The organism is Gordonibacter sp. RACS_AR49 (assembly GCF_030418435.1).
Classification (GTDB): domain Bacteria; phylum Actinomycetota; class Coriobacteriia; order Coriobacteriales; family Eggerthellaceae; genus Gordonibacter; species Gordonibacter urolithinfaciens.
Map to the genome: position 1 here is coordinate 19,119 of NZ_JAIUDM010000007.1, position 16,676 is coordinate 35,794.

The 16,676-nt window shown below is 68.0% G+C and carries 13 protein-coding genes and 2 tRNA genes; 11 read left to right on the forward strand and 4 right to left on the reverse strand.

What is annotated here, in order from left to right:
• Positions 1 to 29: 29 nt before the first annotated feature.
• Positions 30 to 905, reverse strand: a complete 876-nt coding sequence (locus LB310_RS11355) for a transposase (protein WP_367316815.1) — start codon at positions 903 to 905, stop codon at positions 30 to 32.
• 108 nt (positions 906 to 1,013) lie between these two features.
• On the opposite strand from LB310_RS11355, the gene LB310_RS11360 reads away from it, so the two are divergent.
• The 8 genes from LB310_RS11360 to LB310_RS11395 are packed head-to-tail and all read left to right on the forward strand — an operon-like array spanning position 1,014 to position 10,930.
• Entirely contained in the window at positions 1,014 to 2,069 is a 1,056-nt protein-coding gene (locus LB310_RS11360; RefSeq protein WP_080142680.1) for a rod shape-determining protein, read from the forward strand.
• An 18-nt stretch (positions 2,070 to 2,087) separates the two neighbouring features.
• Entirely contained in the window at positions 2,088 to 3,032 is a 945-nt protein-coding gene (gene mreC / locus LB310_RS11365) for a rod shape-determining protein MreC (protein WP_278805750.1), read from the forward strand.
• Complete coding sequence (mreD, locus tag LB310_RS11370) at positions 3,029 to 3,553, forward strand: rod shape-determining protein MreD (RefSeq protein WP_087190536.1); 525 nt, start codon at positions 3,029 to 3,031, stop codon at positions 3,551 to 3,553. Before mreC ends, mreD begins: the two co-directional genes overlap by 4 nt.
• Before the next feature lie 10 nt (positions 3,554 to 3,563).
• Complete coding sequence (gene mrdA / locus LB310_RS11375; RefSeq protein ID WP_096228301.1) at positions 3,564 to 5,738, forward strand: penicillin-binding protein 2; 2,175 nt, start codon at positions 3,564 to 3,566, stop codon at positions 5,736 to 5,738.
• A gap of 14 nt (positions 5,739 to 5,752) precedes the next feature.
• Positions 5,753 to 6,982 carry a rod shape-determining protein RodA gene (gene rodA / locus LB310_RS11380; RefSeq protein ID WP_087190538.1) on the forward strand — a complete coding sequence of 410 codons (1,230 nt, stop codon included), beginning with the start codon at positions 5,753 to 5,755 and terminating at the stop codon, positions 6,980 to 6,982.
• The gene (locus tag LB310_RS11385; RefSeq protein WP_087190539.1) at positions 6,966 to 8,222 is read left to right on the forward strand and encodes a YcjF family protein; all 1,257 of its coding nucleotides are present in this window, start codon (positions 6,966 to 6,968) and stop codon (positions 8,220 to 8,222) included. Before rodA ends, LB310_RS11385 begins: the two co-directional genes overlap by 17 nt.
• Before the next feature lie 31 nt (positions 8,223 to 8,253).
• Positions 8,254 to 10,218, forward strand: a complete 1,965-nt coding sequence (locus LB310_RS11390; protein ID WP_087190540.1) for a TIGR03960 family B12-binding radical SAM protein — start codon at positions 8,254 to 8,256, stop codon at positions 10,216 to 10,218.
• Positions 10,211 to 10,930: a TIGR03936 family radical SAM-associated protein gene (locus tag LB310_RS11395; RefSeq protein ID WP_162457391.1), complete on the forward strand. Its 720-nt coding sequence runs from the start codon at positions 10,211 to 10,213 to the stop codon at positions 10,928 to 10,930. The genes LB310_RS11390 and LB310_RS11395 overlap by 8 nt, the downstream gene beginning before the upstream one ends.
• A gap of 266 nt (positions 10,931 to 11,196) precedes the next feature.
• Here the strand turns inward: LB310_RS11395 and LB310_RS11400 are convergent, their stop codons facing one another.
• From LB310_RS11400 to LB310_RS11410, 3 genes are all read right to left on the reverse strand, one after another.
• Entirely contained in the window at positions 11,197 to 11,376 is a 180-nt protein-coding gene (locus tag LB310_RS11400) for a hypothetical protein (protein WP_087190542.1), read from the reverse strand.
• Positions 11,377 to 11,587: 211 nt separating this feature from the next.
• Positions 11,588 to 11,664 (reverse strand) — tRNA-Asp (locus LB310_RS11405).
• Positions 11,665 to 11,775: 111 nt separating this feature from the next.
• Positions 11,776 to 11,852, reverse strand: a tRNA-Asp gene (locus LB310_RS11410).
• Between the two features lie 211 nt (positions 11,853 to 12,063).
• Here LB310_RS11410 and LB310_RS11415 point away from each other — a divergent pair.
• The 3 genes from LB310_RS11415 to LB310_RS11425 are packed head-to-tail and all read left to right on the forward strand — an operon-like array spanning position 12,064 to position 16,621.
• Complete coding sequence (locus LB310_RS11415; protein WP_087190543.1) at positions 12,064 to 12,591, forward strand: MarR family winged helix-turn-helix transcriptional regulator; 528 nt, start codon at positions 12,064 to 12,066, stop codon at positions 12,589 to 12,591.
• A complete protein-coding gene (locus LB310_RS11420) occupies positions 12,582 to 14,744 on the forward strand; it encodes an ABC transporter ATP-binding protein (RefSeq protein ID WP_278805751.1) in 2,163 nt (720 codons plus the stop codon). Before LB310_RS11415 ends, LB310_RS11420 begins: the two co-directional genes overlap by 10 nt.
• Positions 14,741 to 16,621 carry an ABC transporter ATP-binding protein gene (locus LB310_RS11425; RefSeq protein ID WP_278805752.1) on the forward strand — a complete coding sequence of 627 codons (1,881 nt, stop codon included), beginning with the start codon at positions 14,741 to 14,743 and terminating at the stop codon, positions 16,619 to 16,621. The genes LB310_RS11420 and LB310_RS11425 overlap by 4 nt, the downstream gene beginning before the upstream one ends.
• Positions 16,622 to 16,676 lie beyond the last annotated feature (55 nt).

Consider the following 16,676-nt stretch of genomic DNA (forward strand, 5'->3'; position numbering starts at 1 on the left):
TGCAACGCGTTGGCTGTGCGCTGCGACTGTCAGGCTCGGGCAACGATGTTGCGTCCGACACCCGTGAGCCGTTCGATCTGTCGTACGGAAAGTCCCAGCGCCCGCAGCTTCCTGAGGGCGCGATCCCGCTCGCTCTTGTCGAGCAAAGCGAGCCGGTCTGCGAAATCGGCTCCGAGGTGGGAGGCGGCTACCCGCTCCGCCTCGGCTTCGCTTAAATAGGGCCCCCGCTCCTTCAGGCTTACCAGGTAGTCGTGGCCTTGCGACGGGTCGCAGTATCCCTCGAAGGATTCTGCGCCCCCAACCAGCTCCAGCACCAGCGATGTGTCGCAGATTCGCGGCTTTCCGACGTATTCGCCGTAGCTGCTCCAGGGGCAGTCGCGTGGATGCGAGGCCCCCGTGTCCAGCGGATTGAGATGGATGTAGCGGATCGCGGCGAGAAGGTGGGCTTCCGTTTCGACGGGGGCGCTGTCGAAACGGCCTTGGAATACGGGGCCCACGTGTCCGTGCCTTCCGTTGAAGTAGTGGGCGTACGATGTTGCCAACCGATGGAGCCCGTTGGACAGAGAGGCGACGGAAGCCTGCGCCAGGAGGTGTGCGTGGTTGTCCATAAGGCACCAGGCAAGCAGCCTGACGTCGTCTTTCTCGGGAAGCGCGCGGAGCCTTTCGACGAAACGCAGACGGTCCTTGTCGTCTTCGAACAGCCTGCGTCGCCCCGCTCCTCGCGCTGTGACATGGTATATGCCGCTGTTCGATTCTCGACGGGCTTGTCTCGGCATGTCGGCTCCTGTCCTCGGCGCTATTCGCGATGCCGTGATTGTTGCACGATGGGGGGGGGTTGTGCTCGGCAAGGAGGGGTTGTGTCCGCGAATCCAGAATGAGACATCATCCCCGTCCCCGTGTCTCATTCCGCCCGCCGGGCGGGGTGTGCCCCTCGTGGATTTTCAACGCCGGGGCAACGCCTGTGCTAGAATGCGTTTTTACTTGGAATACGAGAATTCAAGGGGTTTGCCTCTATGTCCTTTTTAGACGCGTTCTCCGGGCTGACCGGCCAAATGTCTACGGACATGGCCATCGACCTCGGGACTGCCAATACACTGGTCGCCATCACGGGCGAGGGCATCGTCATCAACGAGCCCTCCGTCGTCGCCATCGAGAAGAGCACGCACCGGGTGCTCGCGGTGGGCCACGAGGCGAAGAACATGATCAACCACACGCCCGAGGCGTTCTCGGCCGAACATCCGCTCAAGGACGGCGTCATCGCCGACTACGACGTGACCGAGGCCATGCTCTCGGCGTTCATCAACAAGGCCGCGGTGCGCAAGTACCCGTGGCAGGCCAAGCCGCGCATCGTCATCTGCATCCCGTGCGGCGCCACGTCGGTGGAGAAGCGCGCGGTGTTCGAGGCCGCCATCCAGGCCGGCGCGCGCCAGGCCTACCTCATCGAGGAGCCCATGGCCGCGGCCATGGGCGCCGACCTGCCCGTCACCGAGCCCACGGGCTCCATGGTGGTGGACATCGGCGGCGGCACCACGGAGGTGGCCGTCATCTCGCTCGGCGGCATCGTCACGTCGTCGTCGCTGCGCCTGGCCGGCAACCGCATGGACGAGGCCATCGCCATGCACCTGCGCGACCTTCTGGGCATCAAGATCGGCGAGCGCACGGCCGAGATCATCAAGATCAAGATCGGCTCCATCCTGCCGTTCGAGGACGGCCGCGAACGCGACATGATCATCTCCGGCCAGGACGTGATCACCGAGCAGCCGAAGGAGGTGACCATCCAGTCCGAGGACGTGCGCGCCGCGCTCATCGGCCCCTGCGAGGAGATGGTCATCCATATCAAGGAGACGTTCAAGAAGACGAACCCGGACCTCGCGTCCGACATCATACAGAACGGCATCCTGCTCACGGGCGGCGGCGGCCTCTTGTCCGGGCTGGACCGCTACCTCACCGACAAGCTGGAGATCCCGGTGTGGGTAAGCGAGACGGCGCTCACGAACGTCGTCACCGGATGCCTGAAGGTGCTCGAGACGCCCACGGCGCTCAAGCAGACGCTCATGCGGTCGAAGTAAGGCAGCGCCCCTCACCGCATGGCCCTCAACTTCCAACAGAGCGGATCGGCATCGGCGAAGCGGGTGCTGCTCGTCGCATTGCTCGTGGTCTCCTTGGCCCTCGCCACGCTGTACGCGCGCGAGGGCGAGGGCGGGCCGCTGCACGCCGTGCAGGGGGCCGTGGCGGTGGCGGTCGGGCCCTTCAAGCTCGTCGGCGCCGCGGCCGACGCGGGCGTTTCCTCGGCGGGCGAGGGGATCGAGAACCTCACGGCCGACGAGTCGACGCTCTCCGGCTTGCGCGAGAGCAACGAGGAGCTGCGCCGCCGCCTTGCCGAGGCCGACGAGTACAAGCAGGAGGCGGAGCGCCTGGAGGGCCTGCTCGACCTCAAGCAATCCTACGACATCGACGGCGTGGCCGCGCGCGTCGTGGGCAAGAGCGTGGAGGCGTACAACCAGACCGTGACCCTGGACGTGGGCCGCGACGACGGCGTGGAGAGCGGCATGACCGTCATGGGCGCGACCGGCGTCGTGGGCCAGGTGAGGAGCACCGACGCCCGCACCTGCGAGGTGCGGCTGCTCACCGACCAGAACTCAGGCGCGGCGGCCATCATCCAGTCGAACCGCGGCGAGGGAATCGTGCGCGGCTCGCTCGAGGGCCTGCTGTACCTGGAGAACGTGGACGAGGCCAACTGGCCCGTGGTGGGCGACGTGGTCGTGACCTCGGGGCTGGGCGGCAGCTACGTGCGCGGTCTCATCATCGGCACGGTGGTGCGGGTGGACGCCGCGGCGGGCAACGCCACGGGCCGTATCGTGGTGAAGCCCAACGACACGGCGGAGTCGCTTTCCGAGGTGCTGGTGGTGCGCGGACTGAACTCCGAGGGCGCGCTCGGCTCGACGCCGCAGGCCGGCGCCGGCGGCTCCGGCGCGACAGACGGCGACGCGGCGGGCGAAAACGGAGACGGCGAAGGAGGCGGTGAATCGTGAACGTGACGCGCGACGGCATAGCGGTCGCGGTGGGCGCCGTGATCGCGGTGCTCCTCCAGATCGTCGTGGCTCCCAACATCGCCCTGTTCGGCGCCATGCCCAACTTCGTGGTGGCCTATGCGCTGCTCGTGGCCATCGTGCGCCCGGCGACGGCCGGCCCGGTGATGCCGTTCGTGCTGGGCCTCGTGTTCGACCTGGTGTCCGGCGGCCCGGTGGGGGCCATGGCCTTCTTGCTGGTGCTCATGACGTTTCTGGCCGCGCGGGCCTTCGCCGTGCTCGACAACGACACGCTGTTCATGCCGCTCGTCATCTTCGTGGCGGCCACGGTGCTCGTGGAGGCGCTCTACGCCGCGTTCCTGCTGGCGCTCGGCTTCGACGCCGGCGCGCTCGACGTGTTCCTGTACCGCGCGCTGCCGTGCGCGCTCTACGACTGCGTGATAGGCCTCGTGCTCTACCCGCTTGCCGCGCGCGTCCTTGCGGGCGCCGCGCCGGCCCAGCCCGGCACGCCGCGCCTGCGCTAGGAGGCCGCCCGTGATCGCCGCCCTCATCGCAGCCGCCGTCACGCTCGTGGCGGCCGTCGCCGTCATCGTGGCGGTGCTCGTCGTGCGCAGCCGCACGAAGACCCCCTACGCCGGCCAGAAGAAGGACGTGCGCTCGGTGGGCAACGTGGGCGTGTCCTCGACGTTGGGCGGCGCGGGCAAGCGCGCGGGCGGCGCCGCGGCACCGCGCGTGAACTCGTCGCAGCCGGCCTCCAAGGCGGCCTCCGAGGGGCTGAAGCCCCGCTTCCTCGCCATGGGCGTGCTCACGGCGGCCATCTTCGGCTCGCTCGGAGCAAAGCTCTGGAGCATGCAGGTGCTGGCCTCGGAGACGTTCTCCAGCGCGGCCCAGAAGAACAAGTTCACCGTCGTGCCCACGCCCGCCCCGCGCGGCTACATCTACGACGCCGACGGCGTGGCCATCGTGAAGAACCGCTCGTCGCTCACCGTGCTGGCGGACGCCGAGGTGGCGAACGACCGCGACGTGGTGCAGCGACTGTCCACCGTGCTGGGGGTGCCGTACAACGTGGTGCGCCAGCGCATCCAGGACGCCACGGGCGGTGCGCAGAGCCAGCGCGTGGTGGCGAGCGACGTGCGCCTGCGCGACGTGGCCTTCATCTCCGAGCACGCCGACGCGTTCCCCGGCGTGGCCGTGCAGACGCGCACCGTGCGCGACTACCCCTACGGCGCCCTCGCGGCGCATGCGGTGGGCTACACCGGCTCCGTGACGGCCGACGACCTGGCCGTGATCCCCGACGGGCGCGAGATCGAGCTGGGCGACACGGTGGGCCGCGCGGGCGTGGAGAGCGTGTACGACCACCTGCTGGCGGGCGACCATGGCCAGCGCACCGTCGTGGCCGACGCCGAGGGCAACGTGGTGGAGGTGGCGAGCGAGACGCAGCCCGAGCGCGGCAGCGACGTGTACCTGTGCGTGAAGGCCCCCGTGCAGTACGTGTGCGACCGCGCCCTCGCCGAGCTCATCGCCCCGAAGGACGGCGTCATCGGCACGGGCAAGGGCTGCGCCGGCGCCGTCGTGGTCATGGACGTGCGCGACGGCGGCATCGTGGCGCTGTCGAGCTACCCCACGTTCTCGCCGGAGACGTTCACGGGGACCATATCGCTGGAGACCTGGGACCTGTTCAACACCGACGAGTCGTACCACCCCATGCTGAACCGCGCCGTTTCGGGCACGTACCCCGCCGCATCCACCTACAAGGCGTTCACCGGCCTCGCGGCGCTCGCCTACGGGTTCGCCGACACGAAGAGGACGTGGGACTGCGGCGGCTCGTGGGATGGCTTCAATACCGGTCAACGGCAGATGTGCTGGAAGCACAGCGGGCATGGCGTGCTCGACTTTCGCGGGGGCGTCGTGAACTCGTGCGACGTCGTGTTCTACGATATCGGCAAGCAGTTCTTCCAGGCCAGCAGGAGTCAGGGCGGCTCCATCAGCGACACGGCCATGCAGGACGAGATCGCGAAGTACGGGTTCGGCAAGAAGACGGGCATCGACCTGGGCAACATCGAGGAGGTCGGCCGCATCCCCACGCCGGAATGGCGCGCGGAGCATTTCCGCGACTACCCGACGGAGGCGGTGTGGAAGGGCGGCTTCAACACGAACATGGCCATCGGGCAGGGCGACGTGCTGGTCACGCCCATCCAGGTGGCCGTTGCCTACGGTGCCATCGCCACCGGCAACCTCATGAAGCCGCACCTGCTGAAGGAGGTGCGCAACTCCTCGGGCGAGGTGGTGAGGTCGTTCGAGCCCGAGGTCGTGGGCACGCCCGACGTGAAGCCCGAGAACCTGGCCGTCATGCGCGACGCCCTGAAGGGCGTGTCCACCGAGAACGCCGAGCTCGTGGCGCTGTTCAACAAGTTCGGCCTCGATCCCGCCACGGTGGCCTGCAAGACGGGTACGGGCGAGGTCTCCGGCAAGGAGGACTACGCCTGGTTCGCCTGCTACGCGCCCTTCGACGACCCGAAGTACGTCGTGGCATGCGTGGTCGAGCAGGGCGGCGGCGGCTCGGCCGTCGGCGCGCCGCTCGGCATCGAGGTGCTGGCCGCCGCGCTCAACGCCGATGCGGGCGCGCTCACGGACGTGGGCTCCGTCGCGGGGTCCACGGGCAAGTCGCAGGAGCTGGCGACGTCCGGCTCGTCGGGGCGAACGGACTAGGAAGGGAGGCAGCCATGGCCCAGCCGCCGCAGATAAACTCGGTGAGGACGCCCGACAAGGCCGTCGTCGATGCCACGCGCTCGCGCCGTTTCCCCTCGCTCAACCTGCCGCTCGTCGTGGTGGTGGCGCTGCTCGCGGGCTACGGCCTCGTCGTGGTGTACTCGGCCGTGTACGGCGACCCCGACTACAGCTTCCCGCGCCAGGCCGCCTTGGTGGCGGCGGGCGCCGTGGTCATGATCGTGCTCTGGCGCTTCGACTACCGGCGCCTGTCCGAGTTCACCACGCTGTTCCTCATCGTGAACGTGGTGCTCATCCTCTCGCCGCACATCCCCGGCTTGGGAACCGATGCGGGCATGGGCTCCCAGTCCTGGATCAAGCTGGGCATACAGGTCCAGCCCGGCGAGTTCGCGAAGATCACCGTCATCCTGCTGGACGCGAGCGTCATGGCGCGCTACGGCGGCAGGCTCGACGATCTGCGCGAGTACCTCAAGGCGCTCGGCATCATGCTCATCCCGTTTCTGTGCATCATGACGCAGCCCGACCTGGGCACGGGCCTCGTGTACCTGTTCATCGGCGCGGTGGCGCTCGTGGTGGGCGGCGCGCGGCCGAAGTTCCTGCTGGTCACGCTGGCTGCCGGCATCGTGGCCGTGGCCTGCGTGTTCGCGCTCGACGAGGTGCTGGCCGTGCGCAACGCCGACGGCACCGTGGAGTACAAGCTGCTCAAGAACTACCAGCGCGCCCGCCTGCTCGTGTTCCTCGACCCCGAGCTCGATCCCACAGGTGACGGCTACAACCTGAAGCAGGCGCAGATAGCCATCGGGTCGGGCGGCCTGTTCGGCCAGGGCTACATGCAGGGATCCCAGCATGCGCTGGGAATACTGCCCGAGGCGCCCACCGACTTCATCTTCTGCGTGCTGGCCGAGGAACTCGGGTTTTTCGGTGTAGTGGTGCTGCTGGGGCTGTACCTGGCACTCGTTTTGGTAAGCTTCCGCATAGCCGGCTCGGCCGGCGACTTGTTCGGCCTGCTCATCGTTATGTGCGTGGTGGGCATGTGGCTGTTCCAGATACTTGAGAACATAGGCATGACCTGCGGGCTCATGCCTATCACGGGCATACCCCTGCCGTTCATGAGCTACGGTTCGACGGGCACGATCATGAACTTCATCATGCTGGGGCTCGTAGGCTCGGTATGGGCCCACAACACTGCGACCGGGAAGAAGGGCAGCTATGCAGATACCCGTTGACGTGAAGGCCGTCATCGACGAGGCGACGAACATCGACGAGGCGCGGCAGACGCCGCTGTCGGTGAGCGTGTACATCGACGAGAGCGCCCCCGGCGACGTCGTCGCGCGGGTGCGCGGCGCGTTCGCCAGCGCGAGCCCGCATGCGCGGGTGTCGCTGATGTACTTGGACGGGCGTCCGTTCGCGCCGTATGCCGGCGACGACATGGCTGTCATCGTGGCAGGCTTCTCCGACCAGGTGGGGGCCTATGCCGATGAGCTGCGCGCCGCAGGCGTGCCCGTCATGGTTGCCACCACCATGCCCTCGCTCGTGGCCGAGATCGCGCAGTCGCAAGGCCATCCCATCCCGCATGCCGACGTGGTGGCGCCCGATGCGCCGGGGCGCGGGGGGCGCCTGCTGCCCGCCCGCACGGACGGCGCGGCGCCCGTGGCCGCCGCCGAGCCGTACGTGCTCGACGAGCACGCCGCCGCCTCGCTCGACCGCCGTATGGGCGAGTGGATCATCGCCGCCTGCCATGACAAGCGCCTGGCGTTCGCGTTGGCGTTCCCGTTCGTGCGCCGCCCGCTGTCCGTGGACGCCGTGAACGCAACGGCCATGCAGAACGCCGGCGTCGGCCTCGTGGTGTTCATTCCCGGCGCCGACCTGCCCATCATGACGCTGAACCAGGCGAAGATGCTGCTCCAGATAGCCGCCGCGTACGGCGAGCCTATGAGCATGGAGCGCGTGAAGGAGCTGGCTGCCGTCGTGGGCGGCGCATTCGCGCTGCGTTCGGTGGCACGCCAAGTGGTGGCGTTCGTGCCTGCGCTCGGCTGGGCCGTGAAGGCTGCCATCGGCTACACGGGCACCCAGGCCATGGGCCGCGCCGCCATCGAGTACTTCGAGGAGGGCGGCAGCATGGCGGGCCTCGCCGGCGTGGTGGTCCGGGCCCGCGACAAAGCCGTCGAGCTGGCCGAGGACGCCCGCGAGACCGTGTGCGGCGAGCCTTCTCCCGCGCCGGCCCATGCTGCGGCGCCTGTGCGGGGCGGCGGTCGCGTGGCCGATGCCGCGCGCTCGGCCGCGACGAGGGTGGCCGGCGTCGCGCGCAGCGCCGCCGGGTCGGCCGTGCCGTTCGCCTCGTCGGTCGTGCAGGCCGGCGCCCAGGCTGCCGGTGTGGAAGCGCCTGCGGCGGCCCGGAGCGCCGCGCGCTCGGTGGCCGGCGCCGCGCGCTCGCGTCTCAAGGTCACGCGTCCCTCCGCGCACTAGCGCGCTTCCCAACGAAAGAAGGTCGAATCCAATGACGGATCTCTGGCCGCGCCTCGAGGCGCTGCTCGGCGATGCGGAGCGTCCCGCGCGCTACATCAACCGCGAATGGGGATGCGTATACAAGCCCGACGCGGACTTCCGCTTCTGCATGGTCTATCCCGACACCTACGAGCTGGGGCAGGCGAACCAGGCCGTGCGCATCCTCGTGAACGCGGTGAACGCAGTGGACGGCATGGCCGCCGAGCGCGCGTTCCTGCCGGCGCCGACGCTCTGCGACACCATGCGCGCCGAGGGCCTGCCGCTGTTCTCCATCGAGAGCTGCGCTCCCGTGGCCGAGTTCGACGCGGTGGGCATCACGCTGCCGCACGAGCTGGCTGCCACGAACGTGCTGGAGACGCTCGACCTGGCCGGTATCCCGCTGCATGCCGACGCGCGCGGCGAGGGCGACCCGTTGGTGCTGGGCGGGGGCCCCTGCGCGTTCAACCCCGAGCCGTACGCGCCGTTCTTCGACGCCTTCAGCATCGGCGAGGGCGAGGAAGCCGTGCCCGAGGCGCTCGCGCTCGTCAGGCGCCTGCGCGCCGAGGGCGCGCCGCGCGCGGCCATCCTGCGGGCGCTTGCCCACGAACCGGGCTGGTACGTGCCGTCGCTCTACCGCTGGCGCAGCGAGCCCGAGGCCCAGGAAGCGGGCTCGTGGATCGAGCCCCTCGAGGAGGGCCTTCCGGTGCGCATAGAGAAGCGCCTGTTCGGGGGCTTTGCGGAAAGCCCTGGCTGGGAGCCGTGCATCGTGCCGTTCACCGAGGTGGTGCACGATCGCCTGAACGTGGAGGTGCTGCGCGGGTGCGCCCGCGGTTGCCGCTTCTGCCAGGCGGGCATGATGTACCGCCCCGTGCGCGAGCGCTCGGCCGACAACGTGGTGGCGTCCACGCTGGCAGGGCTCGCAGCGACGGGCTACGACGAGGTGAGCCTGACGTCGCTCTCGTCGACGGACCACTCCCAGATCGCGGACATCCTCACGCGCCTCAACCATGCCTGCGACGGCAAGGGCGTGCGGATTTCGGTGCCCTCGCAGCGCCTGGACGCGTTCGGCGTGGACATGGCGGGTTTGGTGGCGGGCCAGAAGAAGGGCGGACTCACGTTCGCGCCCGAGGCCGGCACGCAGCGCCTGCGCGACGTCATCAACAAGAACGTGACCGAGGAGGATCTGTTCGGCGCCCTGGACGCGGCGTTCGCGGCCGGATGGCGGCGCGTCAAGCTGTACTTCATGATAGGCCTGCCCACCGAGACGGACGACGACATCAAGGGCATTGCGAGCCTGGCGAGCCGTGCCTACGATCGCGCGAAAGCCGCCGTGCCGCCCGAGCAGCGGGGCAACGTGCGCGTGAGCGTGTCGTGCGCGCTCTTCGTGCCGAAGGCCCAGACGCCGTTCCAGTGGGACGGGCAGATCACGCCCGAGGAGGCGCTGCGTCGCGTGGGCATCCTGCGTCGCAGCGTGAAGTACAAGGCCGTTGACGTGCATTGGCACGATCCGGCCACGAGCTTCGTGGAGGCGGTCATGAGCCGCGCGGGCCGCGAGGCGGCGGCGTGGGTCGAGGCTGCCTGGCGGCGCGGCGCGCGCTTCGACGCCTGGACGGAGTGCTTCGACGGCGAGGCGTGGCGGGCGGCTGCCGACGAGACGGGCGTCGACCCCGAGGCCATCGCGCAGACGGGCTACCCGACGGACCGCGTCATGCCGTGGGAGCATATCTCCACGGGCGTGTCCCCGCGCTTCCTCGCACGGGAGCGACGCCTGGCCGACGAGGGCCGCACGACGCCGGACTGCACGTTCGGCCGGTGCTCGGCGTGCGGCGCCTGCCCCGCGCTCGGGGCCGACAACGAGCTGGCCGCGCCGCGCACGGCGCCCGCCGCCCTGCAGCATGCCGCGGGCGAGCCTGCCGGAGGAGGCCGCGATGAGGCCGCGCCTGCGACCGCCGAAGGTAAGGAGGTCTCCCGTGGCTGATCCTCGCAACTTCCGCCTGCGCGTTGAGTTCTGCAAGCAGGGGCGCCTGGCGTTGCTGAGCCACCTCGAGGTGGCCCGTGCGCTCGAGCGCGCCGTACGGCGCGCCGGTTTGCCGTTCGCCATCAGCCAGGGCTTCTCGCCCCACATGAAGATCGCCTTCGGGGCCGCCCTGCCCGTGGGCGTGGGAGGGCTGCACGAGGTGTTCGACCTGCAGCTTACGCGCTACGTGCCGCCCGAGCGGGCGCTCGAGGCGCTCCAGGCGGCCAGCGCCCCCGATCTCATGGCGAAGGAATGCCGCTACATCGAGGCTTCCGCACCCGCCGCCTCCGTCGCGTACCCGCTGAGCACGTACCGCGCGCTGTTGTCGTGCGCGCCCGCCGCGCTGCCGGTGCCCGACGAGATAACCGTCGTGCGCAAGAAGAAGGAGAAGGTGCTGCGCACGGCCGGCTTCCTCGTAGGCGGCATCGAGCTTGCCGGCGCCGTGGCAACGTTCACCCTCGAGGCGAAGCCCACGGGCTCCCTGCGCCCCGACGTGCTGCTGCGCGCCTGCGTGGACGCGTACAACGCCGCAGAGGCGGATATGTCCGCAGGCAGCGCTGCGGCGGATACGGTGACCGGCGGCCTTCCGGAGGGCAGCCTCTCCGCCGAGCCCTGCGCGCCGGGCGAGCGCCTGCGCATCGTCACCCTCACGCGCATCGAGCAACGCGCCTGACACGCTGCTCGATGGGGGGAGGCAGGGGCCGTATCGAAAGCCCTAAAACGCAGGCCCGTCATGGGACCGCCCCGTAGGGCAAGGGCCCTGCCCCTGCCCTACGGGGCGGTCCCGCTTGCTGGCAAGGGAAGGGCCCTTGCCCTACGCCCAACCTGTTAGAAGCGGCGAGGCGAAGCTTTCGATGCAGCCTCCGTTCCCTTTCTCGCTTTCGACCGCTTGCGGCGAAGCGGGGTTCTTCCGGCATCGACCGATGCCGCGGACGGCTATCAAGCCCGGCAGTTAGAGCGGTCGGGCGCCTTCAGCTGCTTGAGCCACGCCTCGTAAGCCTCCTTGTCGCTGCGGCTGGGTATGCCGTCGCGCGACGGTCGCGCGACGTTCTTCCGCGGTTCGGGGATGGAGCCGTCTGCCGGTGCGGCGCCGGGCGAGGCGAGGGGCTTCTCCTTCACGGGGACCTTCCTTTCGGTTGCGAGTGCGCAGGCGCGCCGTAGGGCGCTTTTCCCCGAGTATAGTGAATGCGACCGGACGGAGGTATATGCCCAGAGGACTAATTCCAGTGCAATCGCATCCCGCGGCCGTATGGGCAGCCCGGAGGCGCCCCGGGGCATCGCCAACAGAAAAAGGCTCCGAGCGATTTCGCTCGGAGCCCTTGGGTTCGAATGGCGGGATGTACGAGACTTGAACTCGCGACCTCCGACGTGACAGGCCGGCGCTCTAACCAACTGAGCTAACACCCCGTGAAGCAGTGGTGGTTATTCTACCGGGTGTTGCCTTCTCGCGCAATACCCTAATCCAGACTTTTCGCCTCAAAGAAAAAACCCGCCGAAGGCGGGCTTTCCAGATTCGAATGGCGGGATGTACGAGACTTGAACTCGCGACCTCCGACGTGACAGGCCGGCGCTCTAACCAACTGAGCTAACACCCCGTGCTTTGCAGCGCGGATTATTCTACCGGTAGCGTCCCTTCGGCGCAATACCCTATTTTGAAATATTTCGGATCGCGATTCGGCCTTGCCGAGAGGGCGGCCGCGCGGCATCCGTGCAGGTTGTGTGTACGTGTAAACAATTTAGAGTCTAAAATATAAATTATGCTAAGGTTTAGCAGCTAAACTATAAAGAGCAGGGAAAGGAGACGCCGTGGACGAATCGTTCGCCGAGACGAAGCGCGAGCTGTACGAGCTCATGCAGCGCATGCGGCATGACCGCATCACGCCGCCCACGCCCGAAGGCGTGACGCCCTCCGAGGCGCGCACCATGATGACGGTGGCGATGCTGGAGGAGCACGGCGAGCCTATCAGGCCCGGTCGTGTGGCGGAGCTCTCTCACACGACCCCCAGCGCGCTGTCGCAGACGTTCAAGGCGCTCGAGGAGAAGGGCCTCATCGAGCGGCATCGCTCGGGAGATGATTACCGCGCCGTCACGGTGAACCTCACCGCCGAGGGGCGCCGGTTCGCCGCCGAGGGGCGCCGTATGCGCGACGAGCACATGGAGCAGGTCATGGCGTTCGTGGGCGAGGAGGACATGGCGCACCTCGTGCGCATCCTCAAACGCGTCATGGCGTTCCACGACCTCACGCACACGAGCGACGGGTCGGCGCCGTGCCCCTTTGGCGCCGCGTCCTCTGTGCCGCGCGACCCCGAAGGAGGAGATGCCCCGTGCGCATAGTCCGCTACCTCAAGAACTCCAAGATCGCAGTCGTGCTCATCGTGTGCCTGCTCATCGTGCAGGCGTTCACCGACCTGGCGCTGCCGAACTACACGTCCCAGATCGTGGACGTGGGCATCCAGCAGTCGGGCGTTGAGCACGCCGCCACCGAGGAGATGACCGCCCGCACCCACGACCTCGTGGCCATGATGCTGCCGGAGGGCGACGAGAAGACGTTCGATGCCGCCTACGCCAAGACCGACCAGGGCACGTACAAGCTGAACGCCCAGGGCGAGAAGGAGCAGGCCGAGCTCGATCGCATGGTGTCTCTTCCGCTTGTGGCCATCCACTATTCCCATCAGGTTCCCGACCTCGACCTCGACCAGGCCCTGCAAGCCTACCAGGCGGGCGCCGTGCAGAAGCAGCAGATACTCGACATGCTGGACAAGGCGAAGGAGCAGATGGGCGACATGGGGGATTCCATCGTCGACCAGCAGGCCATCTCAGCCGCGCGCGCCGAGTACGAGCAGCTCGGCTACAACCTGTCCGATATCCAGATGCGCTACCTCGTGCGCATCGGCCTGACCATGCTGGGCCTCGCGGCCCTCGGCATGGCGGTGGCCATCCTCGTGGGCTTCCTCGCCTCCCGCACGGCCGCCAAGGTGGGCGCGACGCTCCGCGCGAAGCTGTTCCGGCGCGTCGTGTCGTTCTCGGACGCCGAGGTGCAGTCCTTCTCGGCCGCCTCGCTCATCACGCGCGGCACCAACGACGTCCAGCTGATCCAGATGGTCACCGTCATGCTGCTGCGCATGGTGCTGTACTCGCCCATCCTGGCCATCGGCGGCATCATCATGGTGTCGCGTACTAACCTGGCCATGAGCTGGATCATCGTGCTGGCCGTGGTGGTCATCGGCATCCTCATCGCCGTGCTCATGAAGGTGGCCATGCCCAAGTTCAAGATCATGCAGAAGCTCATCGACCGCGTGAACCTCGTGTCGCGCGAGATGCTCACGGGCCTGCCCGTCATCCGCGCGTTCGACCGCCAGCCCTTCGAGGAGCAGCGCTTCGACGAGGCCTCCACGCGCCTCATGAAGACGCAGCTGTTCACGAACCGCGTCATGACGTTCATGATGCCGCTGATGATGCTCATCATGAACGGCGTGTCCGTGCTCATCGTGTGGGTGGGCGGCGGCTACATCGACAACGGCACCATCCAGACGGGCGACCTCATCGCGTTCATCACCTACGCCATGGTCATCATCATGAGCTTCCTCATGATCGGCATGATCTCCATCATGCTGCCGCGCGCCGACGTGGCCGCGCAGCGCGTGAACGAGGTGCTGGAGAAGCAGCCCACCATCTGCGACCCCGCGCCCGAGACGGCGCGCGACGCCGAGCTGGCCGGCCGCACGGGCGGCGCCCGCATCGTGTTCGACGACGTGAGCTTCAAGTACGGCGACTCGAAGGAATGCGTGCTGGAGAACCTGGACTTCGCCTGCGAGCCGGGGCAGACCACGGCCATCATCGGCTCCACCGGGTCGGGCAAGTCGACGGTGGTGAAGCTCATCGAGCGCTTCTACGACGTCACCTGCGGCTCCATCACCGTGGACGGCGTGGACGTCCGCGACGTGAGCCAGGAGGCGCTGCGCGCGCAGCTGGGCTACGTGCCGCAGAAGGCGTTCCTGTTCAGCGGCACCATCCAATCGAACATCGCTTATTCGGACGAGGGCATGCCCGAGGAGCGCGTCGAGCTGGCGGCCCAGGTGGCCCAGGCATCGGACTTCATAGCCTCCAAGGCCGAGGGGCTCGACGCAGAGGTTTCGCAGGGCGGCACGAACGTGTCGGGGGGCCAGCGCCAGCGCCTGGCCATCGCCCGCGCGCTCGCCACCGAGGCCCGGGCGTACCTCTTCGACGACAGCTTCTCGGCGCTGGACTACAAGACCGACGCGGCGCTGCGCCAGGAGCTGCACACGCGCCTGGGCGGCAAGACGGTGGTCATCGTGGCCCAGCGCATCTCCACCATCCTGCACGCCGACAAGATCGTCGTGCTCGACGACGGCCGGATCGTCGGCCAGGGCACGCACGGCGAGCTCATGGAGAGCTGCGAGGAGTACCGGGAGATAGCGATGTCGCAGCTCTCGGCCGAGGAACTGAACGGAGGTGATGCGGCATGAGCGCTCAGGCGAATGGGGCGGCCACGCGCCGCCCGCCGCGCCGCGGCCCCATGGGCGGCCACGGGCCCGGCCACGGCATGATGCCCGGCGAGAAGGCCAAGGACTTCAAGGGCACGCTCAAGAAGATGATCGCCTTCATGGGCCGCTTCAAGGCGGCGCTCGTGGTGGTGCTCGTGTTCGCCATCGGCTCCACGGTGTTCAACATCGTCGGGCCGAAGGTGCTGTCCACGGCCACGACCGAGCTGTTCAACGGAATTGTGGCGAAGATCGACGGCTCGGGCGGCATCAACTTCGACGCCATCGCGCAGATCCTGCTGTTCACGCTGGGGCTGTACCTGCTGTCCGCGGCCTGCTCGTTCGTGCAGGGCTGGATCATGTCGTCGGTGTCGCAGCGCACCAGCTACCAGCTGCGCCGCTCCATCGCCGAGAAGATCGACCGCATGCCCATGGGCTACTTCGAGCGCAACTCGGTGGGCGACACGCTCTCGCGCATCACCAACGACGTGGACACGCTCGGGCAGAGCCTGAACCAGGGCGTCACGCAGCTCATCACGTCCGTCACCACCATCGTCGGCGTGCTCGTCATGATGCTGACCATCAACCCGCTCATGACGCTCATCACCGTGGTCATCCTTCCGGTGTCGGTGGTGCTCATCATGGTGGTGGTGAAGCGCTCGCAGAAGTTCTTCCTGGCGCAGCAGCGCACGCTGGGCGAGATCAACGGCCTGGTGGAGGAGACGTTCTCCGGCCACGCCATCGTGAAGGCGTTCAACCGCGAGGACGGCACGGTGGACAACTTCAACGAGACGAACGCGCGCCTGTACAATTCAGCGTGGAAGAGCCAGTTCTTCAGCGGCCTCATGCAGCCCATCATGAACTTCGTGGGCAACCTCGGCTACGTGGCCGTGGCCATCACCGGCAGCTTCCTGGCCGTGCAGGGCGTCATCACCGTGGGCGACATCCAGGCGTTCATCCAGTACGTGAAGAACTTCACGCAGCCCATAACGCAGCTCACGCAGGTGTCGAACGTGCTGCAGCAGATGGCCGCCGCCGCCGAGCGCATCTTCGAGTTCCTGGACGAGCCCGAGGAGGAGCCGGACCATGCGACGGTGACGTCTGGCGAGGTGGAGTGCGAGGTCGAGTTCGACCACGTGCATTTCGGCTACGATCCGGCCAAGCCCGTCATCGAGGACTTCTCGGCGCGCGTCACCGAGGGGCAGACCGTGGCGCTCGTGGGCCCCACCGGCGCCGGCAAGACCACGATGGTGAAGCTGCTCATGCGCTTCTACGACGTGCAGTCGGGCTCGATCAAGATAGGCGGCCACGACATCCGCGACTTCGCGCGCGACGACTTGCGCTCGATGTTCGGCATGGTGCTGCAGGACACGTGGCTGTTCCACGGCACCATCCGCGACAACATCCGCTACGGCAAGCTGGACGCCACCGACGAGGAGGTGGAGGCGGCGGCGAAGGCGGCCTACGTGCACCACTTCATCCAGACGCTGCCTGAGGGCTTCGACACCGAGATCAACGAGGATGCCAGCAACATCAGCCAGGGACAGCGCCAGCTGCTCACCATCGCGCGCGCCATCCTGGCCGACCGCCGCATGCTCATCCTGGACGAGGCCACGAGCTCGGTGGACACGCGCACCGAGGAGCGCATCCAGAAGGCCATGGACAACCTCATGGCCGGGCGCACCTCGTTCGTCATCGCGCACCGCCTGTCCACCATAAAGAACGCGGACCTCATCCTCGTCATCCGCGACGGCGATATCGTGGAGCAGGGCACGCACGAGGAGCTGCTTCAACTTGGCGGTTTCTACGCGGAGCTGTATAATTCACAGTTCGCTGAGACTATCGACGAGATCGAGGACTAGCGCGACCGCGGGAGGGGCCCGCCGCGCGCGGGCCCGCGGCCGGGCATGCGGGCCG

Coding starts and splice junctions, on each gene's coding strand:
- LB310_RS11355 (WP_367316815.1), bottom strand. CDS start 905: ATGAGACACGGGGACGGGGATGATGTCTCATTCTGGATTCGCGGACAC.
- mreC (WP_278805750.1), top strand. CDS start 2,088: ATGGCCCTCAACTTCCAACAGAGCGGATCGGCATCGGCGAAGCGGGTG.
- LB310_RS11390 (WP_087190540.1), top strand. CDS start 8,254: ATGACGGATCTCTGGCCGCGCCTCGAGGCGCTGCTCGGCGATGCGGAG.
- LB310_RS11385 (WP_087190539.1), top strand. CDS start 6,966: ATGCAGATACCCGTTGACGTGAAGGCCGTCATCGACGAGGCGACGAAC.
- LB310_RS11425 (WP_278805752.1), top strand. CDS start 14,741: ATGAGCGCTCAGGCGAATGGGGCGGCCACGCGCCGCCCGCCGCGCCGC.
- rodA (WP_087190538.1), top strand. CDS start 5,753: ATGGCCCAGCCGCCGCAGATAAACTCGGTGAGGACGCCCGACAAGGCC.
- LB310_RS11360 (WP_080142680.1), top strand. CDS start 1,014: ATGTCCTTTTTAGACGCGTTCTCCGGGCTGACCGGCCAAATGTCTACG.